At 70.5% G+C, this 21,925-nt stretch carries 20 protein-coding genes; 11 read left to right on the top strand and 9 right to left on the bottom strand.

Features of this window, described 5'->3' with window-relative positions; translation table 11 throughout:
• Positions 1 to 28 precede the first annotated feature (28 nt).
• Both ACZ7NC_RS25235 and ACZ7NC_RS25240 read left to right on the top strand, forming a co-directional pair.
• Positions 29 to 805, top strand: coding sequence for an SDR family NAD(P)-dependent oxidoreductase (locus tag ACZ7NC_RS25235; RefSeq protein ID WP_471491436.1), 777 nt, complete (start codon positions 29 to 31; stop codon positions 803 to 805).
• Positions 802 to 927, top strand: a complete 126-nt coding sequence (locus ACZ7NC_RS25240; RefSeq protein ID WP_389449662.1) for a hypothetical protein — start codon at positions 802 to 804, stop codon at positions 925 to 927. Before ACZ7NC_RS25235 ends, ACZ7NC_RS25240 begins: the two co-directional genes overlap by 4 nt.
• 41 nt (positions 928 to 968) lie before the next feature.
• Here ACZ7NC_RS25240 and ACZ7NC_RS25245 read toward each other — a convergent pair whose 3' ends face one another.
• Complete coding sequence (locus ACZ7NC_RS25245; RefSeq protein ID WP_471491438.1) at positions 969 to 2,162, bottom strand: RtcB family protein; 1,194 nt, start codon at positions 2,160 to 2,162, stop codon at positions 969 to 971.
• A gap of 216 nt (positions 2,163 to 2,378) precedes the next feature.
• Between ACZ7NC_RS25245 and ACZ7NC_RS25250 the strand changes: the two genes are divergently transcribed.
• From ACZ7NC_RS25250 to ACZ7NC_RS25260, 3 genes are all read left to right on the top strand, one after another.
• On the top strand, positions 2,379 to 3,260 hold the full coding sequence (locus ACZ7NC_RS25250) for a DUF3558 domain-containing protein (protein WP_471491440.1): 882 nt from the start codon (positions 2,379 to 2,381) through the stop codon (positions 3,258 to 3,260).
• A 137-nt stretch (positions 3,261 to 3,397) separates the two neighbouring features.
• Positions 3,398 to 4,279 carry a DUF3558 family protein gene (locus ACZ7NC_RS25255; protein WP_471491442.1) on the top strand — a complete coding sequence of 294 codons (882 nt, stop codon included), beginning with the start codon at positions 3,398 to 3,400 and terminating at the stop codon, positions 4,277 to 4,279.
• A gap of 193 nt (positions 4,280 to 4,472) precedes the next feature.
• A complete protein-coding gene (locus ACZ7NC_RS25260) occupies positions 4,473 to 5,771 on the top strand; it encodes a DUF2637 domain-containing protein (RefSeq protein WP_471491444.1) in 1,299 nt (432 codons plus the stop codon).
• Positions 5,772 to 5,841: 70 nt separating this feature from the next.
• On the opposite strand, the gene lysS is transcribed toward ACZ7NC_RS25260, so the two are convergent.
• Positions 5,842 to 7,587 (bottom strand): lysine--tRNA ligase, encoded by a 1,746-nt coding sequence (gene lysS / locus ACZ7NC_RS25265; RefSeq protein ID WP_471491445.1) that lies wholly within the window; start codon positions 7,585 to 7,587, stop codon positions 5,842 to 5,844.
• Between the two features lie 191 nt (positions 7,588 to 7,778).
• On the opposite strand from lysS, the gene argS reads away from it, so the two are divergent.
• Positions 7,779 to 9,536, top strand: a complete 1,758-nt coding sequence (argS, locus tag ACZ7NC_RS25270) for an arginine--tRNA ligase (protein ID WP_471491447.1) — start codon at positions 7,779 to 7,781, stop codon at positions 9,534 to 9,536.
• 92 nt (positions 9,537 to 9,628) lie between these two features.
• Here argS and ACZ7NC_RS25275 read toward each other — a convergent pair whose 3' ends face one another.
• Entirely contained in the window at positions 9,629 to 10,069 is a 441-nt protein-coding gene (locus ACZ7NC_RS25275) for a peptidoglycan-binding domain-containing protein (protein WP_383610391.1), read from the bottom strand.
• A 320-nt stretch (positions 10,070 to 10,389) separates the two neighbouring features.
• Between ACZ7NC_RS25275 and ACZ7NC_RS25280 the strand changes: the two genes are divergently transcribed.
• From ACZ7NC_RS25280 to ACZ7NC_RS25295, 4 genes are all read left to right on the top strand, one after another.
• A complete protein-coding gene (locus ACZ7NC_RS25280) occupies positions 10,390 to 11,226 on the top strand; it encodes a peptidoglycan-binding protein (RefSeq protein ID WP_471491448.1) in 837 nt (278 codons plus the stop codon).
• Positions 11,223 to 12,044: a helix-turn-helix domain-containing protein gene (locus tag ACZ7NC_RS25285; RefSeq protein ID WP_471491449.1), complete on the top strand. Its 822-nt coding sequence runs from the start codon at positions 11,223 to 11,225 to the stop codon at positions 12,042 to 12,044. The genes ACZ7NC_RS25280 and ACZ7NC_RS25285 overlap by 4 nt, the downstream gene beginning before the upstream one ends.
• Positions 12,045 to 12,080: 36 nt before the next feature.
• On the top strand, positions 12,081 to 12,857 hold the full coding sequence (locus ACZ7NC_RS25290; RefSeq protein WP_471491451.1) for a DUF4253 domain-containing protein: 777 nt from the start codon (positions 12,081 to 12,083) through the stop codon (positions 12,855 to 12,857).
• A gap of 381 nt (positions 12,858 to 13,238) precedes the next feature.
• Positions 13,239 to 13,427 (top strand): hypothetical protein, encoded by a 189-nt coding sequence (locus ACZ7NC_RS25295; RefSeq protein ID WP_471491452.1) that lies wholly within the window; start codon positions 13,239 to 13,241, stop codon positions 13,425 to 13,427.
• A gap of 30 nt (positions 13,428 to 13,457) precedes the next feature.
• Here the strand turns inward: ACZ7NC_RS25295 and hemB are convergent, their stop codons facing one another.
• Positions 13,458 to 14,456 carry a porphobilinogen synthase gene (hemB, locus tag ACZ7NC_RS25300; protein ID WP_471491453.1) on the bottom strand — a complete coding sequence of 333 codons (999 nt, stop codon included), beginning with the start codon at positions 14,454 to 14,456 and terminating at the stop codon, positions 13,458 to 13,460.
• 166 nt (positions 14,457 to 14,622) lie between these two features.
• Between hemB and ACZ7NC_RS25305 the strand changes: the two genes are divergently transcribed.
• On the top strand, positions 14,623 to 16,008 hold the full coding sequence (locus ACZ7NC_RS25305) for an FAD-binding oxidoreductase (RefSeq protein ID WP_471491455.1): 1,386 nt from the start codon (positions 14,623 to 14,625) through the stop codon (positions 16,006 to 16,008).
• A gap of 81 nt (positions 16,009 to 16,089) precedes the next feature.
• On the opposite strand, the gene ACZ7NC_RS25310 is transcribed toward ACZ7NC_RS25305, so the two are convergent.
• The 5 genes from ACZ7NC_RS25310 to ACZ7NC_RS25330 form a co-directional block, all read right to left on the bottom strand.
• Positions 16,090 to 17,796 carry a bifunctional uroporphyrinogen-III C-methyltransferase/uroporphyrinogen-III synthase gene (locus ACZ7NC_RS25310; RefSeq protein ID WP_471491457.1) on the bottom strand — a complete coding sequence of 569 codons (1,707 nt, stop codon included), beginning with the start codon at positions 17,794 to 17,796 and terminating at the stop codon, positions 16,090 to 16,092.
• Entirely contained in the window at positions 17,793 to 18,752 is a 960-nt protein-coding gene (gene hemC / locus ACZ7NC_RS25315) for a hydroxymethylbilane synthase (protein ID WP_471491459.1), read from the bottom strand. Before hemC ends, ACZ7NC_RS25310 begins: the two co-directional genes overlap by 4 nt.
• Positions 18,749 to 20,494 (bottom strand): glutamyl-tRNA reductase, encoded by a 1,746-nt coding sequence (locus tag ACZ7NC_RS25320; RefSeq protein ID WP_471491460.1) that lies wholly within the window; start codon positions 20,492 to 20,494, stop codon positions 18,749 to 18,751. Before ACZ7NC_RS25320 ends, hemC begins: the two co-directional genes overlap by 4 nt.
• Positions 20,491 to 21,276: a redox-sensing transcriptional repressor Rex gene (locus ACZ7NC_RS25325; protein WP_471491462.1), complete on the bottom strand. Its 786-nt coding sequence runs from the start codon at positions 21,274 to 21,276 to the stop codon at positions 20,491 to 20,493. Before ACZ7NC_RS25325 ends, ACZ7NC_RS25320 begins: the two co-directional genes overlap by 4 nt.
• Before the next feature lie 284 nt (positions 21,277 to 21,560).
• On the bottom strand, positions 21,561 to 21,839 hold the full coding sequence (locus tag ACZ7NC_RS25330) for a glutaredoxin family protein (protein ID WP_471491464.1): 279 nt from the start codon (positions 21,837 to 21,839) through the stop codon (positions 21,561 to 21,563).
• Positions 21,840 to 21,925 lie beyond the last annotated feature (86 nt).

A 21,925-nucleotide genomic window follows, 5' to 3' on the forward strand; every position in this document is an offset into this window, starting at 1 on the left:
TGGACTCGACCACGCACGAGGAGCAGCCATGGCCACCGCCGCACCGTCCGCCGCCTCCCGCATCGCCGTCATCACCGGTGCGAGCAGCGGAATCGGCGCCGCCACGGCCCGGCAGCTCGCCGCGGCCGGCTACCGGGTCGTCCTGACCGCCCGCCGCAAGGACCGCATCGAGGCACTCGCCGAGGAGATCAACGCGGCCGGCCACTCGGCGGCGGCCTACCAGCTCGACGTGACGGACCGCGCCGCGGTCGACGAGTTCGCTACGGCCTTCAAGGCGATCGGCGTCCTCGTCAACAACGCCGGCGGCGCGCTCGGCGCCGACCCGGTCGCGACCGGCGACCCGGCCGACTGGCGCGCGATGTACGAGACGAACGTCATCGGCACCCTGAACCTCACCCAGGCCCTGCTCCCCAGGCTGGAGGCGAGCGGCGACGGCACGGTGGTCGTGGTCTCCTCCACCGCCGGCCACGCCACCTACGAGGGCGGCGCGGGCTATGTCGCCGCCAAGCACGGCGCCCACGTCCTCGCCGAGACCCTCCGCCTGGAGATCGTCGGCCGCCCGGTCCGCGTCATCGAGGTCGCCCCCGGCATGGTCCGGACCGACGAGTTCGCCCTGACCCGCTTCGGCGGCGACGAGGAGAAGGCGGCCAAGGTCTACCAGGGCGTGGCGGAGCCCCTTACGGCCGACGACGTGGCCGACACCATCACCTGGGCGGTCACCCGCCCCAGCCACGTCAACATCGACCTCCTGGTCGTCCGCCCCCGCGCCCAGGCGTCCAACACCAAGGTGCACCGAGAGCTGTGACCCCGGACCGGAAGGACCCGCACAACGAACGCCAGATGTGGTGGTGGCTCGGCTACTTCCTGTTCGGCATCCACATCGTGGCGTTCGTGATGATCTACGCGGTGACGCACGCACCGAAGTGATTAGTGAGGGGCGCGGCGCACCGTTGCCACGCCCCTCACCTTCAGCCCTTTACACAGATGACCTGCTTCAGCTTCGCCACGACCTCGACGAGGTCCCGCTGCTGATCGATGACCTGCTCGATCGGCTTGTACGCACCCGGAATCTCGTCCACGACACCGGAGTCCTTACGGCACTCCACGCCCCGCGTCTGCTCCTCCAGGTCCTTCGTCGAGAACCGCCGCTTCGCCGCGTTCCGGCTCATGCGCCGACCTGCCCCGTGCGAGGCCGAGTTGAAGGCCTTCTCGTTCCCCAGGCCCTTCACGATGTACGAACCCGTTCCCATCGAGCCGGGGATGATTCCGTACTCACCGGAACCCGCGCGGATTGCGCCCTTGCGGGTGACCAGTAGGTCCATGCCCTCGTACCGCTCCTCCGCCACGTAGTTGTGGTGGCAGGAGATCTCCGGCTCGAACGTGACCTTCGCCTTCTTGAACTCACGGCGGATCACCTCCTTGGAGATCGCCATCATGATGGCGCGGTTGTACTTCGCGTACTCCTGAGCCCAGAACAGGTCGTGCCGGTACGCGGCCATCTGCGGGGTGTCCGCGACAAAGACGGCCAGGTCGCGATCCACCAGCCCCTGATTGTGCGACAGCTTCTGAGCAACTCCGATGTGATGCTCCGCCAGTTCCTTACCGATGTTGCGAGAGCCGGAGTGCAACATAATCCAGACCGCATTGTCCGAATCGAGGCAAAATTCCCAGAAGTGGTTTCCCCCACCGAGTGTCCCCATTTGCGCACTTGCCCGTCCCTGACGGAACTTCACGGCCTCCGCGACCCCGTCGAACCGTGCCCAAAAGTCGTCCCACCCGGCGGTCGGCAGCCCATGGAACCGCCCCGGCTCCACAGGACTGTCATGCATCCCCCGCCCCACCGGAATCGCCTGCTCGATCTTCGACCGCAGCCGAGACAGATCCCCCGGCAGATCATTGGCCGTGAGGGACGTCTTCACCGCCGACATCCCGCACCCGATGTCCACCCCGACCGCCGCGGGACACACAGCCCCCCGCATGGCGATGACGGACCCGACCGTCGCGCCCTTCCCGTAGTGGACGTCCGGCATGACCGCCAGGCCCTTGATCCACGGCAGCGTCGCGACGTTCCGCAGCTGCTGCAGGGCCACGTCCTCGACCGTCGCCGGGTCGGTCCACATACGGATGGGAACCTTCGCGCCCGGCATTTCCACGTACGACATATCGTCCTCTTTCCCCCGGAAATCACATACAAGTCTGAAATCGCAAAACCGGCGCCAAGGTCGACGAAAAGGGACAACGGACCGGCGTCCACGGCTGTGCGTGCGATAGACATTGTCTCCAGTGGGCGCCCCCGCGCGGCAAGCGAATAACCAGCGGGGACACTGAAGACCGGCAACCGACCGACCACACCCCCCACCGTCGAGAGGAGCCTGACCGTGCAGCGGAAGGCCTACGTATCCGGCGTCGCCGCGCTCCTCGCGGCGCTGCTGGCCGGCTGCACCGGCAGCTCCGACAACAGCGGCACGGCCGACGACTCCAACCCCGGCGACTCCGGTACGGCGGCCGCGACGGCCGAGCCGGGCCGCTACCGCACGTTGCCCGAACCGTGCGGCGTGGCCGGGGAGGAGACGCTCGACTCGCTGCTGCCGGGCATCCGGGAGATCACGGACGCCGAGCAGCGCGAGAACGCCTACGAGGGCACACCGACGCTCACCTATGACACCGACCGCAAGGTCGGCTGCCGTTGGAAGGTCGAGTCGGCCGACGCCACCGACCATCTCTTCATCGACTTCGAGCGGGTCGTGTCGTACGCCGGCGCGGTCAGCGACGACAGCGAGGCGGAGCAGCTCTTCGCGACCCGGCAGGAGGCGGCGGACCTGCCCGTGCCGACGAGTACCGAGACCGGCGACGACGAGAGCCCGGAGTCCGCCGGCTCCAGCGGCTCACCGTCCTCCTCGCCCTCGAACTCCGCGTCCCCGTCCGTTTCGTCCCCCACCTCCGGCTCCAACTCCACCTCCGGCTCCCCCTCCGCCTCCACCTCCCCGTCCGCCTCCGCAGACGGCTTGACCCCGGCCGAACTCCAGCCCCGCGTCCTGGACGACCTCGGCGACGAGGCCTTCATCGACGACGCGCTCAGCAGCTCGGGGTCGACGGCCCAGCAGCGCACGGTGACTGTGGCGTTCCGCACGTCCAACGTGATCGTGACGATCGAGTACGAGGAGCAGCCGGCCACCGTCGGCACGGTCCCGGACAGCGAGGAAATGCAGGACAGGGCCCAGAAACTGGCCGCACAACTGGCGGACGCGCTCGGGGACTAGCGCCTGGCTTTCACTCCTCCACGCCCTTGTGCGACGTAACCGAAACGAGACCACACAGCTTCTTCACCGCGTACCGTGGCCCCTCGGACCCGATCCGAACGCAGGAACCACGAGTGTCAGCCATGAGTGAAGGAACCATGCAGCGAGCAGTAGAGCGAGTCCAGCGTGACCGGAGTGACCAGCGCGAGCGGCGGGCGAGGGGCCTGCGCCGCGCCCTTGTCTGCGCGGCAGTCGTCCCCGTGATGCTGGTCGCCGCGGGGTGCTCCTCGGACTCCGGCTCGGAGGAGAAGGCCGCCGACAGCGGCACGACGACCTCGGCGTCGCCGTCGGGGAGCCCGTCGCCGACGGTGCAGGCGGCCGCGTACAAGTCGCTTCCCGAGCCGTGCAAGGTGCTGGCGAAGAAGACGCTGGAGGACCTGGTCCCGGAGGCCAAGTCCGGCAGGACGGGCTCTTCGGACGACGCGACGACGCGCGGCTCCTGCTCCTGGAGCAGCCTGGACAACAACGGTGTGAAGGGCTCGCAGTTCCGCTGGCTCAACGTCTCCCTGCTGCGCTTCGAGTCCGACGTCACCCGCGGGTCGGGCGACGAACTGGCGCGGGAGTACTACGAGACGCAGCTGCAGGACGCCAAGTCGGTGTCCGGCGCGAAGAACACCAAGTCGGAGCAGGTCGCCGAGGTGGGCGACGAGGCGACGGCGGTGCGCTACGACCTGAAGAAGAAGGAGGGCTCCTTCAGGCAGGAGACGGTCGTGGCCCGGGTCGAGAACGTCGTCGTCACGCTCGACTACAACGGCGCAGGTCTCGCCGGCGACAAGGCCCCGAGCGCGGACAGCCTGGACAAGCTCGCGCGGAAGGCGGCCAAGGAGGTCGTGGCCGCGGTGGCGAAGGCGAACGGCGGCGGCGGCGACGGGGGCACGCCGAGCAGCGCCCCCTCGAAGCCGGCGTCGCAGTCTCCTTCGAAGAGCCCGTCGAAGGCGGCGTCCAGCTCCCCGTCCAAGTCAGCGGCAAAGAAGAGCTGACTGTCACACCCGGCCCACCGCCGAGTCACAACTCGCAGCTCAGCCACGTCCTTTGGGTGAGCCCGGCCCGTCCTGGGGCCGGGCTCGCTCCGTACCGGGAGAACGTACGCCGTACGGATGTGCCACCCTGTTGCGCGCAACAACACGCAAGGGGAGGGGAGTACGAGTGGCCGGGCCACCGCAGCTGACTCGGATGCACCGCGTTCTCATCGGTGTGGTCGTGTTCGGCGCCGTGATCATCGCCGGCATCGGCTTCGCCGGTTCCTACGCGGCCGTCCGAGAGCTGGCCATCCAAAAGGGCTTCGGGAACTTCAGTTATGTCTTCCCGATAGGCATCGACGCGGGCATCTGTGTCCTGCTGGCCCTCGACCTTCTCCTGACGTGGATACGCATCCCGTTCCCGCTTCTGCGCCAGACGGCCTGGCTGCTGACGGCCGCGACGATCGCCTTCAACGGCGCGGCGGCCTGGCCGGATCCGCTGGGCGTCGGTATGCACGCCGTAATCCCGATCCTGTTCGTGGTGGCGGTCGAGGCCGCCCGCCACGCGATAGGCCGAATAGCGGACATCACGGCCGACAAGCACATGGAGGGCGTCCGCCTCACGCGCTGGCTCCTCTCCCCGCTCCCGACCTTCCTCCTGTGGCGCCGCATGAAGCTGTGGGAGCTCCGCTCCTACGAGCAGGTCATCAAGCTGGAGCAGGAGCGTCTGGTGTACCAGGCCCGCCTGCGCTCCCGCTTCGGCCGCGCCTGGCGCCGCAAGGCCCCGGTGGAGTCGCTGATGCCGCTGCGTCTGGCGAGATACGGCGTCCCCCTGGCGGACACGGCTCCGGCGGGGTTGGCGGCGGCGGGAATCGAGCCGGCGCTGCTGCCGCCGGTGCCCAAGCAGGCGCTGGACGCGGCGCCTGCGGCGGACGTACCCGATCGGGCGGTGGCCGCCCCGGCTGCCGGCGGTCGTGCCGCAGCGGCGGCGCCCGTCCCGCAGCGGGCGGCACCTCCCGGCGAGCGGCTCCCCGAGCCGGTCGGCACCCTGGACACCGAGCAGCAGCAATACCTGCAGGACTGGTTCAACACCCCCCGCCAGGTCGAGTACCAGGGCAGCTACAACCCGCAGTACAACCCCCAGGACCACTACGAGCAGTGGTACCAGGAGCAGCTCCAGGCCGAGCAGTACCAGGAGCAGTTCCAGGAGGAACCGCCCGTCCAGGAACCCTCCCCGGAGGACACCGGCACCTTCCCGATCCCGGTGACCGGCAACCGCACCCGCCAGCTCGGCGAGGGCGGCGGCCCCCCGGAGCCCGCGGAGCCGACCGAGGAGGACTACTACCAGGTCTTCCGCCAGTCGATCGACGGCAGCTTTCCCACGCCCCGCGTCCTCGGGGACAACATCCAGGCGACGTACGGCTCGACCCTGAGCGTCAGTGAGCTGAAGAACCTCACGGAACGCTTCCAGGCCCGCTTCAACACGGAGCTGGAAGAAGACCACATCGCATAAGAAGTAAGAAGCATGAGAAGCATGAGAAAGGGGCCCTTCGACGAGGGCCCCTTCTCAACGAACCGCGGCGTTACTCCCCGAGCAGAACCCGCACCCGCTCCTGCCCGACGGCCAGCAGCAGCGTGGGCAGCCGCGGCCCCGTGTCCCGCCCCACCAGCAGGTGGTACAGCAGCGCGAAGAACGCCCGCTGAGCCGTCTTGATCTCGGCCGGCAGTTCCTTGGGCGTGGCGTCCGCGGAGAACCCGGCCTGCACCTTGGGCACGCCGTACACGAGGTGGGTCAGCCCGTCCAGCGACCAGTGCTCGGCGAGACCGTCGAGCAGCAGCCGCAGCGACCGCTGGGACGCCTCGTCGAGGGACTTCAGCAGCTCGGCGTCGGGCTCGTCGCGCACGATGGTCCGCTGGTCGGCGGGCACCTGCGTGTTGATCCACGCCTCGGCCTTGTCGTACCGGGGACGGGCCTCGTCCAGCGTGGCCAGCGGGTTCTCCGGGTCCAGCTCGGAGAGGATGCGCAGCGCCTGGTCCGCGTGCCCGGCGGTGATGTCGGCGACGGACGCGAGGGTCCGGTACGGCAGCGGCCGGGGCGTGCGCGGCAGTTCACCGGCGGCCGTACGCACGGCACGGGAGTGCGCGGCGACATCGGCCGGCAGCGCGGACCCGTCGGCCACCTTCGCGTCCAGCTTGTCCCACTCGTCGTAGAGCCGCTGGATCTCCTGGTCGAAGGCGATCTTGAAGGACTGGTTGGGGCGACGCCGGGCGTAGAGCCAGCGCAGCAGCTGCGGCTCCATGATCTTCAGCGCGTCGGCGGGAGTGGGCACCCCGCCCCGCGAGGACGACATCTTCGCCATCCCGGAGATCCCCACGAAGGCGTACATGGGCCCGATCGGCTGCTTGCCGCCGAAGATCCCGACGATCTGCCCACCGACCTGGAAGCTCGAACCCGGCGACGAGTGGTCGACACCGCTCGGCTCGAAGACGACACCCTCGTAGGCCCACCGCATGGGCCAGTCGACCTTCCAGACCAGCTTGCCGCGGTTGAACTCGTTGAGCCGGACGGTCTCGGCGAAGCCGCACTCGTTGCAGGTGTACGACAGCTCGGTGGTGTCGTCGATGTACGAGGTGACGGTCGTGAGGTCCTTCTCGCAGTTGCCGCAGTAGGGCTTGTACGGGAAGTACCCGGCGGAGCCGGAGCTGCCGTCGTCCTCACCGGCCGCCCCCGATCCCTCGGCGGCCTCCAGCTCGGCCTCGTCGACGGGCTTCTGCGACTTCTTGGCGCCCGCCTTCTGCTTGGTGCGGTACTGCGCGAGCACGGCGTCGATGTCGCCGCGGTGCTTCATGGCGTGCAGGATCTGCTCGCGGTAGACGCCGGAGGTGTACTGCGCGGTCTGGCTGATCCCGTCGAACTCCACGCCCAGCTCGGCGAGCGCCTCGACCATGGCGGCCTTGAAGTGCTCGGCCCAGTTCGGGTACGCCGAGCCCTTGGGGGCCGGGACGGAGGTCAGCGGCTTGCCGATGTGCTCCTTCCAGGCCTCCTTGTCGACCCCGGCGATGCCCTCGGGCACCTTGCGGTACCGGTCGTAGTCGTCCCAGGAGATCAGGTGCCGGACCTGGTACCCGCGCCGCCGGATCTCGTCGGCGACCAGGTGCGGGGTCATGACCTCGCGCAGGTTGCCGAGGTGGATGGGTCCGGAGGGGGAGAGTCCCGAAGCGACGACGACCGGTTTGCCCGGGGCCCGACGCTCCGACTCCTCGATGACCTCATCCGCGAAACGGGAGACCCAGTCGGTGGTCTCGGTGCTCTGAGCCACGATCGGCACGTCCTTCTTTCTCCAGGGCAGCCGTACGGTCCACGGCTGGCGTCCTCATTGTCCCAGCTAGCACGGCAACAATGAAAACGCCTTATCAGGGACCGGCCCGCTCCCGGCAACGAGACGGAAAAACCCCTTTGCGACCCCGTGGGATACTGACCGTGTCTATCTGATCCCCCGAGGAGAACGGCTCCCACCCCATGGCTTCGGTCACGTCGCTCACCGATCAAGTCCACCAGCGCCTCGCGAACGCCCTCTCGGCCACCCTGCCGGAGACCGCGGACGCGGACCCGCTGCTGCGACGCAGCGACCGGGCCGACTACCAGGCCAACGGGATCCTGGCCCTCGCGAAGAAGGCGAAGTCGAACCCCCGGGAGCTGGCCGCCCAGGTCGTCGAGAAGATCACCACCGGTGATCTCCTCGCGGACATCGAGGTCTCCGGCCCCGGCTTCCTGAACATCAAGGTCTCCGACAAGGCGATCACGCAGAACCTCGCGGCGCGCTACGCGGACACCGAACGCCTCGGCGTCCCCCGCAAGGACACCCCCGGCATCACCGTCGTCGACTACGCCCAGCCGAACGTCGCCAAGGAAATGCACGTCGGCCATCTCCGCTCCGCGGTCATCGGCGACGCCCTGCGCGGCATGCTCGACTTCACCGGCGAGAAGACGATCGGCCGGCACCACATCGGCGACTGGGGCACCCAGTTCGGCATGCTCATCCAGTACCTGTTCGAGCACCCCGGCGAGCTGGCCCCCGCGGCCGACGTCGACGGCGAGCAGGCGATGAGCAACCTGAACCGGGTGTACAAGGCGTCGCGTGCGTTCTTCGACTCGGACGAGGAGTTCAAGGAGCGGGCCCGCAAGCGGGTCGTCGCGCTGCAGTCCGGTGACAAGGAGACGCTCGAGCTGTGGCAGCAGTTCGTGGACGAGTCGAAGGTCTACTTCTACTCGGTCTTCGAGAAGCTGGACATGGAGATCCGCGACGAGGAGATCGTCGGCGAGTCCGCGTACAACGAGGGCATGCCCGAGACCGTCCGCCTCCTGGAGGAGATGGGGGTCGCGGTGCGCTCCGAGGGCGCGCTCGTCGTCTTCTTCGACGAGATCCGCGGCAAGGACGACCAGCCGGTGCCGCTGATCGTGCAGAAGGCGGACGGCGGCTTCGGCTACGCCGCCTCCGACCTGACCGCGATCCGCAACCGCGTCTTCGACCTGCACGCGACGACGCTGCTCTACGTCGTGGACGTACGGCAGTCCCTGCACTTCAAGATGGTCTTCGAGACGGCCCGGCGGGCCGGCTGGCTGCGCGACAGCGTCACCGCGCACAACATGGGCTACGGCACGGTGCTGGGCGCGGACGGCAAGCCGTTCAAGACGCGTGAGGGCGAGACCGTACGCCTTGAGGACCTGCTGGACGAGGCTGTGCAGCGGGCCGCGGAGGTCGTCCGGGAGAAGGCGCAGGACCTCACCGAGGACGAGATCCGGGAGCGGGCCGCGCAGGTCGGCATCGGCGCCGTGAAGTACGCGGACCTGTCGACGTCGCCGAGCCGGGACTACAAGTTCGACCTGGACCAGATGGTGTCGCTGAACGGCGACACGTCCGTCTATCTCCAGTACGCGTACGCCCGGATCCAGTCGATCCTGCGCAAGGCGGGTGAGACGAAGCCGGCCGCGCATCCCGAGCTCGAACTCGCTCCGGCGGAGCGGGCGCTCGGTCTGCACCTGGACGCGTTCGGCGACACGGTCTTCGAGGCGGCCGCGGAGTACGCCCCGCACAAGCTGGCGGCGTATCTGTACCAGCTGGCGTCGCTGTACACGTCGTTCTACGACAAGTGCCCGGTGCTGAAGGCGGAGACGCCCGAGCAGGTGGCGAACCGTCTGTTCCTGTGCGACGTGACGGCCCGGACGTTGCACCAGGGCATGGCCCTGCTGGGCATCCGGACGCCTGAGCGCCTCTGACCGTCCGATAAACGTCCGAAAGCAGACGCGCGGCCCGTCGTCTCCCTGAGGGAGAGGACGGGCCGCTGTCCTGGTACGGAACGGCTGTGCGACTAACGGCTGTTGGCGAAGTTCTTGAACGCGGCCCTGGTGCCCGAGCCGGCGATCCCGTCGATCGCGCCGGTGTAGCCGTAGTGCTGGAGCAGCCGCTGCAGCGCCTTGATGGTGCCCGATCCGACGATGCCGTCGATGGCACCGGTGTAGCCCCAGTACTCCTTGAGGCAGCGCTGGAACGCCTTCCAGCTGTTGGTGCCGAGCTGCCCGTCGATCGCGCCGGTGTAGCCCCAGTACTGCTTCAGCCAGCCCTGGACCTTCTTGGCCTCGGCGGCCGTCAGGCCGAGGTTGTTCACCGCGAGGACGGAGACCTCGGAGCTCACGGCCGGCTGCGTGTCCGGTGCCGCGAAGCTGGTTCCCGCGGTGGCGAGGCTTCCGGCGGCAAGGCCGATGACGGCACTGACGCTGACGAGGGTCCTCGTCCAGACATTCGGTCGCATGCGTTTCCCTCTCGCTCTGACTCGGGCGGCGGCCGCTGCCGCCGGGCTGGCGAAACGAGAGTGCGGGGCCGGCGGCGAGGCTTGCCACAGTTGCCGCGCAAGTGACGTCACCGCGGGACGTCCCGTCCACTGACCTGCTGAAACCTGACGCGGCGTGACGGCACGGCGGGACGCCCGCACCGAGCGGTTGGCCGATTTCGTACCGGTACGCGAACCCGCTCCCGGTGTGGGACGTGGATGCTGATGCAGAATGCAGCCGAGGCATGGGGGCCGCTGACCACGGACCGCGTGCCCGGACCGTGAACGCGAATGGGGGGAACATGTCGCGTTGGGCAGCGCTGCCCGCGGAACTCGACCCGCGCGTACGGCAGTTGGTGGTGCGGTTACGCCGGCTGAAGGACCACAGCGGGCTGAGCCTGCGGCGGCTGGCGGCGAGGACCGGTTACAGCCAGAAGTCGTGGGAACGATATCTGGGCGGCCGCTCGCTGCCGCCCCGGGAGGCCGTCGAGGCGCTGGCCCGGGCGCTCGACGAGGATCCGACCCGCCTACTGGCATTGCACGAGGTCGCCACGGAGGCGTGGGGGAGCAGACGCGCCGAGACGCCCGCGCCGACCGAGCCGACCGAGCCGGAGATCCTTTCGGCCGAAGCCACCGAGGTCACCGAGATCACCGAGGTCACCGACGCCAACGGGACGCGCTCGACGGGCCGTTCGCTGCACGTCGCACTGGTGGCAGGGTCGATCGCCCTGGTGCTGGCCCTGTCCACGGCCGTCCTCCTCGTCGTACGGATGAGCGCCGTACGGATGAGCGGCGAGGAACACGAGCAACCCACGACTCCCCTCGCCGCGACCGCCCCGTCGGCAGCCTCGGCGCCCTCGCGGCCGGCGCCCCCGTACACCTGCCGGCTCGAGCGGATCGACGGCCGCTGGTACGCGGGCATCAGCCCCACCCGGGGCGCGATCCTGGCGAACGGCCACGCGGGCCCCGAGGTGGCCGAGGCGCAGTGTCTGCTGCGCCGGGCGGGCATCTCGCCGGGCGGCATCGACGGGATCTTCGGCCCGGTCACGGAGGACGCGGTCAAGCGGGAGCAGCGGCGGGCGGGACTGGTCGTGGACGGCATCGTCGGGCCGCACACCTGGAAGGCCCTACGGCGATGACTACACCGTCGCCGGAACGGACCCGACTGGCCGCCGTGCTGAGGGATTTGAAGGGGCGCACCGGTCTGAGCCTGGCCGGGCTCGCGGCGAAGACCGCGTTCAGCAAGTCGTCCTGGGACCGCTATCTCAACGGCAGGACGCTCCCTTCGCGCGACGCGGTGCAGGAGCTGTGCCGGCTGGCCGGGGAGCCGGAGGGGCGCTGTCTGGCCCTGTGGGAGATCGCGGAATCGGAGGGAAGCGGGCGGTCGGGGGTGGTGAGGCAGCCGCCTCCGCGTGCGGAGACCACGCCCGCCGGGAGCACCTGCGACAGCGGCGGCACCGCCCACCGCAGCGCGACCCTCGTCGCGGTGCTGGCGTCCGCATCAGCCGTAGTCGTCGGAGGCATCGCCGCGGTGGTCCTCCTCCTCCCGCACCCGGACGGCGAACCGCGTGCCTCGCTGTCACCGCCCCCGTCCGCGACCGGGCCGCGCTGCCAGGGAGAGGTCTGCGAGGGGAAGAGCCCGATGCACATGAAGTGCGCCGGCGCGCCGGAGACCCTCGCCTCCTATCGGACCGCCACCGGCGCCTCGCTGGAACTGCGCTACAGCCAGGAGTGCGGGACGAGTTGGGCCCGGATGTGGGGGACGCGGGTGGGCGACCGGCTGGAGATGTCGGCGTCCGGTGGCGTCCGCAGCGCTCGGATCAAGGACGGCGTCGACGCGGACTCCTACGTCTACACCCCTATGACGGCCGCCGGCCCGGGAGCCGTCGTCCGGGCCTGCTTCCACCCGGCCGCGGGCGGCGGCGAGGAGTGTTTCGACAGCCGTGTGGGCAGGTGAGGCGCGTTGTCAGCGGCTGCCCCTACAGTCACGGGCATGGCGACACTTCCGAACCCTCTGCCGAGGCTCGCGTCCCTCGGTCTGCAACTCCCGCCCGGCGCACTGGTCGACACGACGGATGACGGGCCGTGGCACGAGCCGCTGCTGTGGCTGGCGGACGACCGGTCGGCTCCCGGCGGCTGGGCCGCGCTGCGGCGGACGGCACCGGCCGTCGGCCTGCTCCCGGTCGTCCTCGACGTCGGCGCCGGTCACGGCGGGCCGGAGCAGTGGGAGTTGATGCCGGGCGAGATGTCGTACCCCGGGAATCACGACCCCGAGGAGGTGCTGGAGGAGTTCTGGGACGAGTGCGCGCAGGAGGACGAGGACTGGCCCGGTCTGGCGGGCACCGAACGCGCCGACGACACCACGGACCCCGAATCCGTCGCCTCCGACATCGTGGACTCCCTCCTCGACGGCCATGGCCCCCTGAAGGAGCCCCGTCTCGCCCTGGTCCCGGCCCGCCGCAGCGCGGACATCCCCACGGCGATCGGCTGGATGGGCCCGGCCAACCACGAGAACGACACCGGCCGGCTGTCCGCGGTCCTCCGCTCCTGGGAGGACCGGTTCGGCATACGGGTCGTGGCCCTCGGCTTCGACACCCTCCTGGTGTCCGTCGCCGCACCGCCCAGCACCCCTGCCGAGGCGGAGGCTCTGGCCGCCGAGCACTTCGCGTTCTGCCCGGACAACATCTGGCAGGGCAGCGACCCTTCTCTCACCGCATACGCCGAACACCAGCTCCTCAACCAGCCTGCCTGGCACTTCTGGTGGGACTGACCGCCACACCCTCCGCCCAGTCGTCCTTCACCTGGTCGTGGGCCTGGAGGACCCACAGCTGAAGCGGCGCGTGCGCGAGGCGGCGCCGACGTTCCGCGTCCCGGAACTCGGCAGCCCGCCCGCGAAGTTGATCACCTCGGGCCGGGCGGTGACAGCGAGGATGTCCCGCACGGGCGAACACCCCGCACACAGGGAGCGGCACCCCGCCCCCAGCGCCGCGGGCCGTCCCACGCCGAGCCGCCGGAACCTGGCATCCCCGCAGGTCAGCGGCCGTCCCACGGCTCAGGCGTCCCGAATTCACCGTCGACGGTGGCGGGCAGGACGGATGATCGCGCAGGCTGGGCACCGACCCCAACCCCCAGCCAAGGAGAGGGCCACCCCATGTCGGCGTCCGCACCCCCCGCCCGTCGCCCCCGCGCCCGGCTGCTCGCCGCCACGCTGGTGGCAGTCGCCGCGCTCACGCTCACCGCGTGCGAGGACGGCCACGGCCTGCGCGACGAGGGCCCGTCGACCCCGACCAGCCCCACCGCCACGCCGCCCACGACACCGCCGGCGTCCGAGGGACGGTGACCGCCCCCGTACGCCGGCTCGCCGCGACCGTCACTGGCGGCCGAGCAGCTGCGCGACCTCCGTCGCCCAGTAGGTGAGGATGTTGCGCGCACCCGCCCGCTTGATCCCGGTCAGCGATTCCAGGATCGCCCGGTCCCGGTCGATCCAGCCCTTCTCGGCGGCGGCCTCGATCATCGAGTACTCGCCGGAGATCTGGTAGGCGGCCACCGGCACATCCACCGCGTCGGCGACCCGCGCCAGGATGTCGAGGTAGGGCCCGGCCGGCTTGACCATCACCATGTCGGCGCCCTCCGCCAGATCGAGGGCGAGCTCGCGCAGCGACTCCCGCGCGTTCGCCGGGTCCTGCTGATACGTCTTGCGGTCACCCTTCAGCGACGAGGCGACGGCCTCCCGGAAGGGCCCGTAGAAGGCGGAGGCGTACTTGACGGTGTAGGCGAGGATGGCGACGTCCTCGCGCCCGATCTGGTCGAGCGCGTCACGGACGACGCCGATCTGCCCGTCCATCATCCCGCTGGGCCCCACGACATGGGCCCCGGCGTCGGCCTGGACCTGCGCCATCTCGGCGTACCGCTCAAGGGTGGCGTCGTTGTCGACGCGCCCCTCGGCGTCCAGCACGCCGCAGTGCCCGTGATCGGTGGTCTCGTCGAGGCACAGGTCGGACATGACGAGGAGATCGTCGCCCACCTCGGCGCGCACATCCCGCAGGGCGACCTGGAGAATCCCGTCGGGATCGGTCCCTGGCGTCCCGAGGGCGTCCTTCTTCTCCTCCTCGGGCACGCCGAACAGCATGATCCCGGAGATCCCGGCCGCCACCGCCTCCGCGGCGGCCTTCTTCAGACTGTCCCGCGTGTGCTGGACGACACCCGGCATGGCGGCGATCGGCACCGGCTCGGCGGCGCCCTCACGCACGAAGGCCGGGAGGATGAAGTCGGCCGGGTGCAGCCGCGTCTCGGCGACCATGCGCCGCATGACGGGGCTGGTCCGCAGACGCCGCGGCCGAGTACCGGGGAAGGATCCGTACGTCGTCATGCCACTACGCTACGCCCGCCCCGGCAGCACCTTTGCCGACGACGAGTCGGGACGGAGCCCCGGCATGCGGCGCCCACGTTCCCGGGTCCATCCTGGACGAAAGGGAACGGACAGCCCCCGAACTCCCCACCCCACCCTCCGTCCACGCACCACCACGGAGGCCACGATGACCGCCACCCACCGCAACACCCCCGACCTCTTCGCCCTCTCCCAGGTCCACGGCCCGGTCCTGCACCCCGGCGACGACGGCTACGCCGACGAGGTCACCGGCTTCAACCTGGCCGCGCTGCACACCCCCGACGTGGTCGTGGGCGCGACGGGCGCCGACGACATCGTCGCGGCACTGCGCTGGGCGACGGCCACCGGTACACCGGTCGCGGTCCAGGCGACGGGCCACGGCGCGAACTTCCCGATAGACCACGGTCTGCTGATCAACACGGCCCGGATGACCGACGTACGGATCGACCCGGCCGAGCGCCTGGCCACCGTCGCGGCCGGCGCGAAGTGGCGGCACGTCCTGGACGCGGCCGCACCCGACGGACTCGCCGCGCTCGCCGGCACGTCCACGGACGCGGGCGCCATCGGCTACACGCTGGGCGGCGGGCTCCCCGTCATGGGCAGGGCCTACGGCTACGCGGCCGACCTGGTCCGCTCGTTCCAGGTCGCCACGCCCGACGGCACGCTCAGCGAGTGCGACGTCGACCACGAGCCGGAACTGTTCTGGGCGCTGCGCGGCGGCAAGGGCAACGTAGGCGTGGTCACCTCCATGACGTGCGAACTCCTCCCCCTGGCCACGATCCTGGGCGGCGGTGTCTACTGCCCCGGCGAGCACACCGAGCCCCTGCTGCGCGCCTGGGCCGACTGGACACGGACGATTCCCGACGAGATGTGCAGCGCCTTCACGCTGCTGCGGCTGCCGCCCATCCCGGAGATCCCCGAACCCCTGCGCGGCGGCTTCTGGGCCCGTGTCGCGATCGCCTGGCCCGGGGACCCGACCGAGGGCGAGCGCCTGCTGGCGCCGATCCGCGCGGCCGCGCCGGTGGCGGTCGACACGGTGGAGGAGATGCCGTACGCGGCTCTGGACCGCATCCACGTGGAGCCCCAGGACCCGTTGCCCGCCCGCGAGGCATGCGCCCTGCTGCGCGACCTCACCCCCGAGGTCATCCGCACCTTCTTGGCCGAGGCGGGCCCCGAGGTCCCCGACCACCCGCTGCTCATGGTGGAGATCCGTCACATGGGAGGCGCCCTCTCCCGCCCCGCCCGCGTGGACGACGCGATCTGCGCCCGCGACGCGGAGTACATCCTGGAAACGGTGGGCGTCCTGGCCGCCCCACCGGCAGCCGAGGCCATAGAGCGGGCCACAGCGTCCCTGTACGCCGCGATGTCCCCCTACGGCACCGGCCTCACGATGGTCAATATCCACGGCACCCCGGGCAACGACACCGACCGCGCCCGAGCCTGGACCCCCGAGGTCTACGCCCGCCTACGCCAGGACAAGGCGACGTACGACCCGTCCAACCTGCTCCGCTTCGGCCACACGGTCGGCGCATAGCCCGTCCGGCGTTTGAGGACGTGGGTAGGGCGGCCGGGGCGAGAAACCTCCCGGCCGCACCCACCCCCACCGAACGAACACCTACGTCGTGGACCGCCGCCGCCGGGCCCCCGGCCGCCGCTCGCTCGGCCGAGTCACCGGATCCCCCGCCTCAAGCGCCGCGGCCCTCCGCCGCAGACCGAAGTCGGCAAGCGCCTCGGCCAGCTTGTGCACGGACGGCTCGGGAGCCATCACGTCCACCCGAAGCCCATGCTCCTCGGCAGTCTTCGCCGTGGCAGGCCCGATACAGGCGATCACCGTCACGTTGTGCGGCTTACCGGCGATCCCCACCAGATTCCGCACAGTCGACGACGAGGTGAAGAGAACGGCATCGAAGCCACCCCCCTTGATCGCCTCCCGAGTCTCCGCCGGCGGCGGCGAGGCCCGCACGGTCCGATAGGCCGTGACGTCGTCGACCTCCCAGCCCAGCTCGATCAGCCCGGCCACCAGGGTCTCCGTGGCGATGTCGGCCCGCGGCAGGAACACACGGTCGATCGGGTCGAAGACCGGGTCGTAAGGGGGCCAGTCCTCCAACAGCCCGGCGGCCGACTGCTCCCCGCTCGGCACCAGGTCCGGCTTCACACCGAACGCGATCAGCGCCTTCGCCGTCTGCTCCCCCACCGCCGCGACCTTGATCCCGGCGAACGCACGGGCGTCGAGCCCGTACTCCTCGAACTTCTCCCGCACGGCCTTGACCGCGTTCACCGAGGTGAAGGCGATCCACTCGTACCGCCCGGTGACAAGCCCCTTGACCGCCCGCTCCATCTGCTGAGGCGTCCGCGGCGGCTCGACGGCGATCGTCGGCACCTCGTGCGGCACGGCCCCGTACGACCGCAGCTGGTCGGAGAGCGAAGCCGCCTGCTCCTTCGTACGCGGCACGAGCACCCGCCACCCGAAGAGCGGCTTGGACTCGAACCACGACAGCTGATCCCGCTGAGCAGCGGCAGAACGCTCACCGACCACGGCTATCACCGGCCGCCCGCCCTCCGGCGAGGGCAGCACCTTGGCCTGCTTCAGGGTCTGGGCGACCGTCCCCAGCGTCGCGGTCCACGTCCGCTGACGCGTCGTCGTACCGGCGACCGTGACCGTCATCGGCGTATCGGGCTTGCGCCCCGCCGAGACCAGCTCACCGGCAGCCGCGCCCACGGAGTCCAGCGTCGTCGACACGACCACGGTCCCGTCGGACGCCCCGACCTCGGTCCAGCAACGGTCGGACGCCGTGCGCGCGTCCACGAACCGCACGTCCGTGCCCTGCGCGTCCCGCAGCGGCACCCCGGCATACGCGGGCACGCCCACGGCGGCGGCGACACCCGGCACGACCTCGAACGGCACGCCCGCCGCGGCGCACGCCAGCATCTCCCCGGTGGCGTACGTGTCGAGCCCGGGATCCCCGGACACCGCACGCACGACCCGCCTGCCGCTGCGCGCGGCCTCCATGACAAGATGTGCGGCATCCCGCACCGCGGGTAGCCCAGCGGTCGTTGACGCGCCGTCAACAACCGCTAGCTGAGGCGTGCCTGTGCCGGGACCGGTGTCCCCAGGGGGGCCCGTGTCCGTGTGCACTTCGGCTACGCCGGTTCTGGCGTGCTTGCGCACCACGTCGAGCACCTCGTGCTCGGCGACGAGTACGTCGGCGTTCGCCAGCGCCTCGACGGCGCGGAGAGTCAGCAGCCCCGGATCCCCGGGTCCGGCACCGAGGAAGGTGACGTGCCCGTGTTCAAGGCCGGCGGGAAGGGTGGTGGGGCTCACTGTGCTCGCTCCCCCATCAGACCGGCCGCGCCCTGGGCAAGCATCTCGGTAGCGAGTTCGCGACCGAGCGCCAGCGCTTGGTCGTGCGTCTCGGGCACGGGACCGGTGGTGGACAGCTGCACCATCCGCGAGCCGTCGGTCGTGCCGACGACGCCGCGCAGGCGCATTTCCTTGACAATCTGCCCGTCGGCCAGAAGGTCGGCCAACGCACCCACAGGTGCGCTGCAACCGGCCTCCAGGGCGGCGAGCAGTGAGCGCTCGGCGGTCACGGCGATCCGTGTGAACGGGTCGTCGAGCTCGCCGAGCGCGGCGATCAGGTCCGCGTTGTCCGCGGTGCACTCGATCGCCAGTGCCCCCTGGCCGGGGGCGGGCAAAACAGTGTCGACCGACAGGAAGTCGGTCACCTCGTCGAGGCGGCCGATACGGCTCAGACCGGCCGCGGCCAGCACCACCGCGTCAAGCTCGCCGTCGCGCACGTACCGGATCCGCGTGTCCACGTTCCCGCGGATCGCGACCGTCTCGAAGTCCAGCCCGTGGCTGCGCGCGTACGCGTTCAGCTGCGCCATCCGGCGCGGCGAACCGGTACCGATGCGCGCGCCGCGCGGCAGGTCGGTGAGCTTCAGGGCGTCCTGGGCGACGATCACATCGCGCGGGTCCTCGCGCTCGGGGACGGCCGCCAGGGCCAGCTCCTCGGGCTGCGCGGTCGGCAGGTCCTTGAGCGAGTGCACCGCGAAGTCGACCTCGCCCTTGAGGAGCGCGTCGCGCAGGGCGGTGACGAACACGCCCGTGCCGCCGATCTGCGCGAGTGCCTCGCGCGAGACATCGCCGTACGTGGTGATCTCGACGAGCTCGACGGGCCGTCCGGTCACCTGGCTCACCGCGTCGGCGACCTGCCCGGACTGGGCCATGGCGAGCCTGCTGCGCCTGGTCCCGAGCCGTAGTGCCTGCTGAGTCATCGTGGGCCTCGGTCCTTCTCGGTGCTGTCCTCGGCGCGCGAGACGGAGGCCACCGTCTCCTGGTCGAGGTCGAACAGGGTCCTCAGGGCATCCGCGTACCCCGCGCCGCCCGGCTCGGCCGCCAGCTGCTTGACCCGCACGGTCGGCGCGTGCAGCAGCTTGTCGACCACGCGCTTGACGGTCTGCGTGATCTCGCCGCGGTGCTTGTCGTCGAGGCCCGGCAGACGGCCCTCCAGGCGCGCGATCTCGTTCGCCACGACATCGGCGGCCATCGCGCGCAGCGCGACGACGGTGGGCGTGATGTGCGCGGCCCGCTGCGCCGCGCCGAAGGCCGCGACCTCGTCGGCGACGATACGGCGGACCTGGTCGACGTCGGCGGCCATCGGAGCGTCGGCGGAGGCTTCCGCCAGCGACTCGATGTCGACCAGTCGCACCCCGGCCAGCCGGTGCACGGCCGCGTCGATGTCGCGCGGCATGGCGAGGTCGAGGAGCGAGAGCGCCGGCGCGGGCCGCGGCACCCCGGCGACGGGCTCGGGCCTGCGGCGCTCGGGGATGCGGCCGACGGTGGCCACGGTCGCGGCGAGCGCGGTGATCAGCTCGGCATCGGCCTCGGGGCTGCGCCGGGCGGCCTCACGCCGGTCGACGGCGCTGCCCGCGGCCCACGCCGCGTGCTGCTCCAGGGTGGCCGCGTCCATACCGGCGACGGCGGCCTCGCCGAGCACGGAGAAACCTCCCTGCACGGCGGCGACGTCCAGCGGGCAGTTCTCGTCGGTGCCGACGCTGGTCGGCGGCAGCGGGGTCTGCCGTACGTCGGTGCCGTCGGCGTGCGCCCTGGGGGCGGGCGCCCTGTCAGCCGTACGACCGCCGATCGCGGCCTCGTCGAAGCCGAACGGCTGACCGGTACGGCCCTCCACCGCGGCCGCGACCTCCTCGGCCGCGAGGACGAGGCCGGTCGCGCCGGTGCAGGAGACGGCGATGTCGGCACGTGTCAGCTCGACCGGCACCGAATCCATCGGTACCGCGCGGGCCAGCACGTCCGTGTCGTCGGCCTCGGTGAGGATCTCCGCGAGACGCTCGGCGCGGTCGTGGGTGCGGTTGGCGACGACGATCTCGGCGACACCGGCACGCGCGAGCGTGGCGGCGGCCAGCGAGGACATCGAACCGGCGCCGATGACCAGGGCCTTCTTGCCCCGGGCCCACGCCGTGACATCCGTCCCCTCGGACAGCTGCTCCAGGCCGAAGGTGACCAGGGACTGCCCGGCACGGTCGATACCGGTCTCGGAGTGGGCGCGCTTGCCGACGCGCAGGGCCTGCTGGAACAGGTCGTTCAGCAGCCGTCCGGCGCTGTGCAGCTCCTGCGCCTTGGCGAGGGAGTCCTTGATCTGTCCGAGGATCTGCCCCTCGCCCACGACCATGGAGTCGAGCCCGCAGGCCACCGAGAACAGATGGTGGACGGCCCGGTCCTCGTAGTGGACGTAGAGATACGGCGTGAGCTCGTCGAGCCCCACCCCGCTGTGCTGGGCGAGCAGCGTGGACAGCTCCGCGACACCGGCGTGGAACTTGTCCACGTCGGCGTACAGCTCGATGCGGTTGCAGGTGGCCAGCACGGCGGCCTCGGTGGCCGGCTCGGCGGCGACCGTGTCCTGCAGCAGCTTGATCTGGGCGTCCACGCCCAGCGTCGCGCGCTCCAGGACGCTGACCGGGGCGCTGCGGTGGCTCAGCCCCACGACGAGGAGACTCATGCCGGCATCACGGCGGGTACGTCCCCGTCGGGCCCCTGGTCGGCGGATTCGTCGGACTCGCGAGTGACGGCGGCCGGTCCGGCGCCGTCCGTGTGGGCCGCGTGGGCCGTGTGGGCCTCCTCGCCGGCCTTGCGCTGCTCGTGGAAGGCGAGGATCTGCAGCTCGATGGACAGGTCCACCTTGCGCACGTCGACGCCGTCCGGGACGGACAGCACGGTCGGCGCGAAGTTCAGGATGGAGGTGACCCCGGCGGCCACGAGCCGGTCACAGACCTGCTGGGCGGCGCCGGCGGGTGTGGCGATGACGCCGATGGACACGCCGTTGTCGTCGATGATCTTTTCCAGCTCATCGGTGTGCTGCACCGGAATCCCCGCGACGGGCTTGCCCGCCATGGACGGGTCGGCGTCGATGAGCGCGGCCACCCGGAAACCGCGGGAGGCGAACCCGCCGTAGTTGGCGAGGGCGGCGCCCAGGTTACCGATACCGACGATCACAACCGGCCAGTCCTGGGTCAGGCCGAGTTCGCGGGAGATCTGGTAGACGAGATACTCGACGTCATAGCCGACACCCCTCGTGCCGTACGACCCGAGGTACGAGAAGTCCTTGCGCAGCTTGGCGGAGTTGACCCCCGCCGCGGCCGCGAGCTCCTCGGAGGAGACCGTGGGTACCGAGCGCTCCGACAACGCGGTCAGGGCTCGGAGGTACAGCGGAAGCCGGGCGACGGTGGCCTCGGGAATCCCTCGGCTGCGGGTCGCCGGTCGGTGAGTTCGGCCAGTTGCCACGGTGCTCCTGCGGGTAGAGCGGGGCTGTAGGCGGTCACACGTCCCTACATGACCGCCCCGTCGAATGCAGGCTATGTCTTTGTGAACGCGTGCACAAAGATGGTGTCCGATTTGCCCGCCCAACGTGACCGGGCTCACGCACGCCCGGCGCACGGGTATGGAACCGGCGCATACGCACCACCGTTCCTCAACTCTTGGGGGCAAAACCGCACACTCTCCTCAACGATTCCCGCCCCCGAGACCAAGTCGCCGTCGATCCTAAGCCGTTCCCGGAGGACTTTGGACTACCCGGTCAGTGCTTTGCGGAGGCGATCCTCGTTCACGCGCCAGAAGGTGTGCTGGGTGCCGTCGACGAGGACGACGGGGATCTGTTCCCAGTACTGGTCGTGGAGTTGGGGGTCCTGGTTGATGTCCTTGAGTTCCCATGGGACCCCCAGTTCGGCACACACCCTCTCGACGGTGGCCTGTGCGTCATCACACAGATGACAGTCCGGTTTGCCGATGAGAGTGACGAGCCGGTCCTGCGGGGACTTGGCCGTGGTGCGACGAAAGAGGGGGCTCATGTCAGCCATTCTCCCGCGCCGACGCGCGGATGCCCGGCCGTCGCCCAACCACACTGTTTAACTGCGCGGTCGCGGAGAGTTCACAA

It is taken from the genome of Streptomyces sp. NPDC111802, from assembly GCF_055634335.1.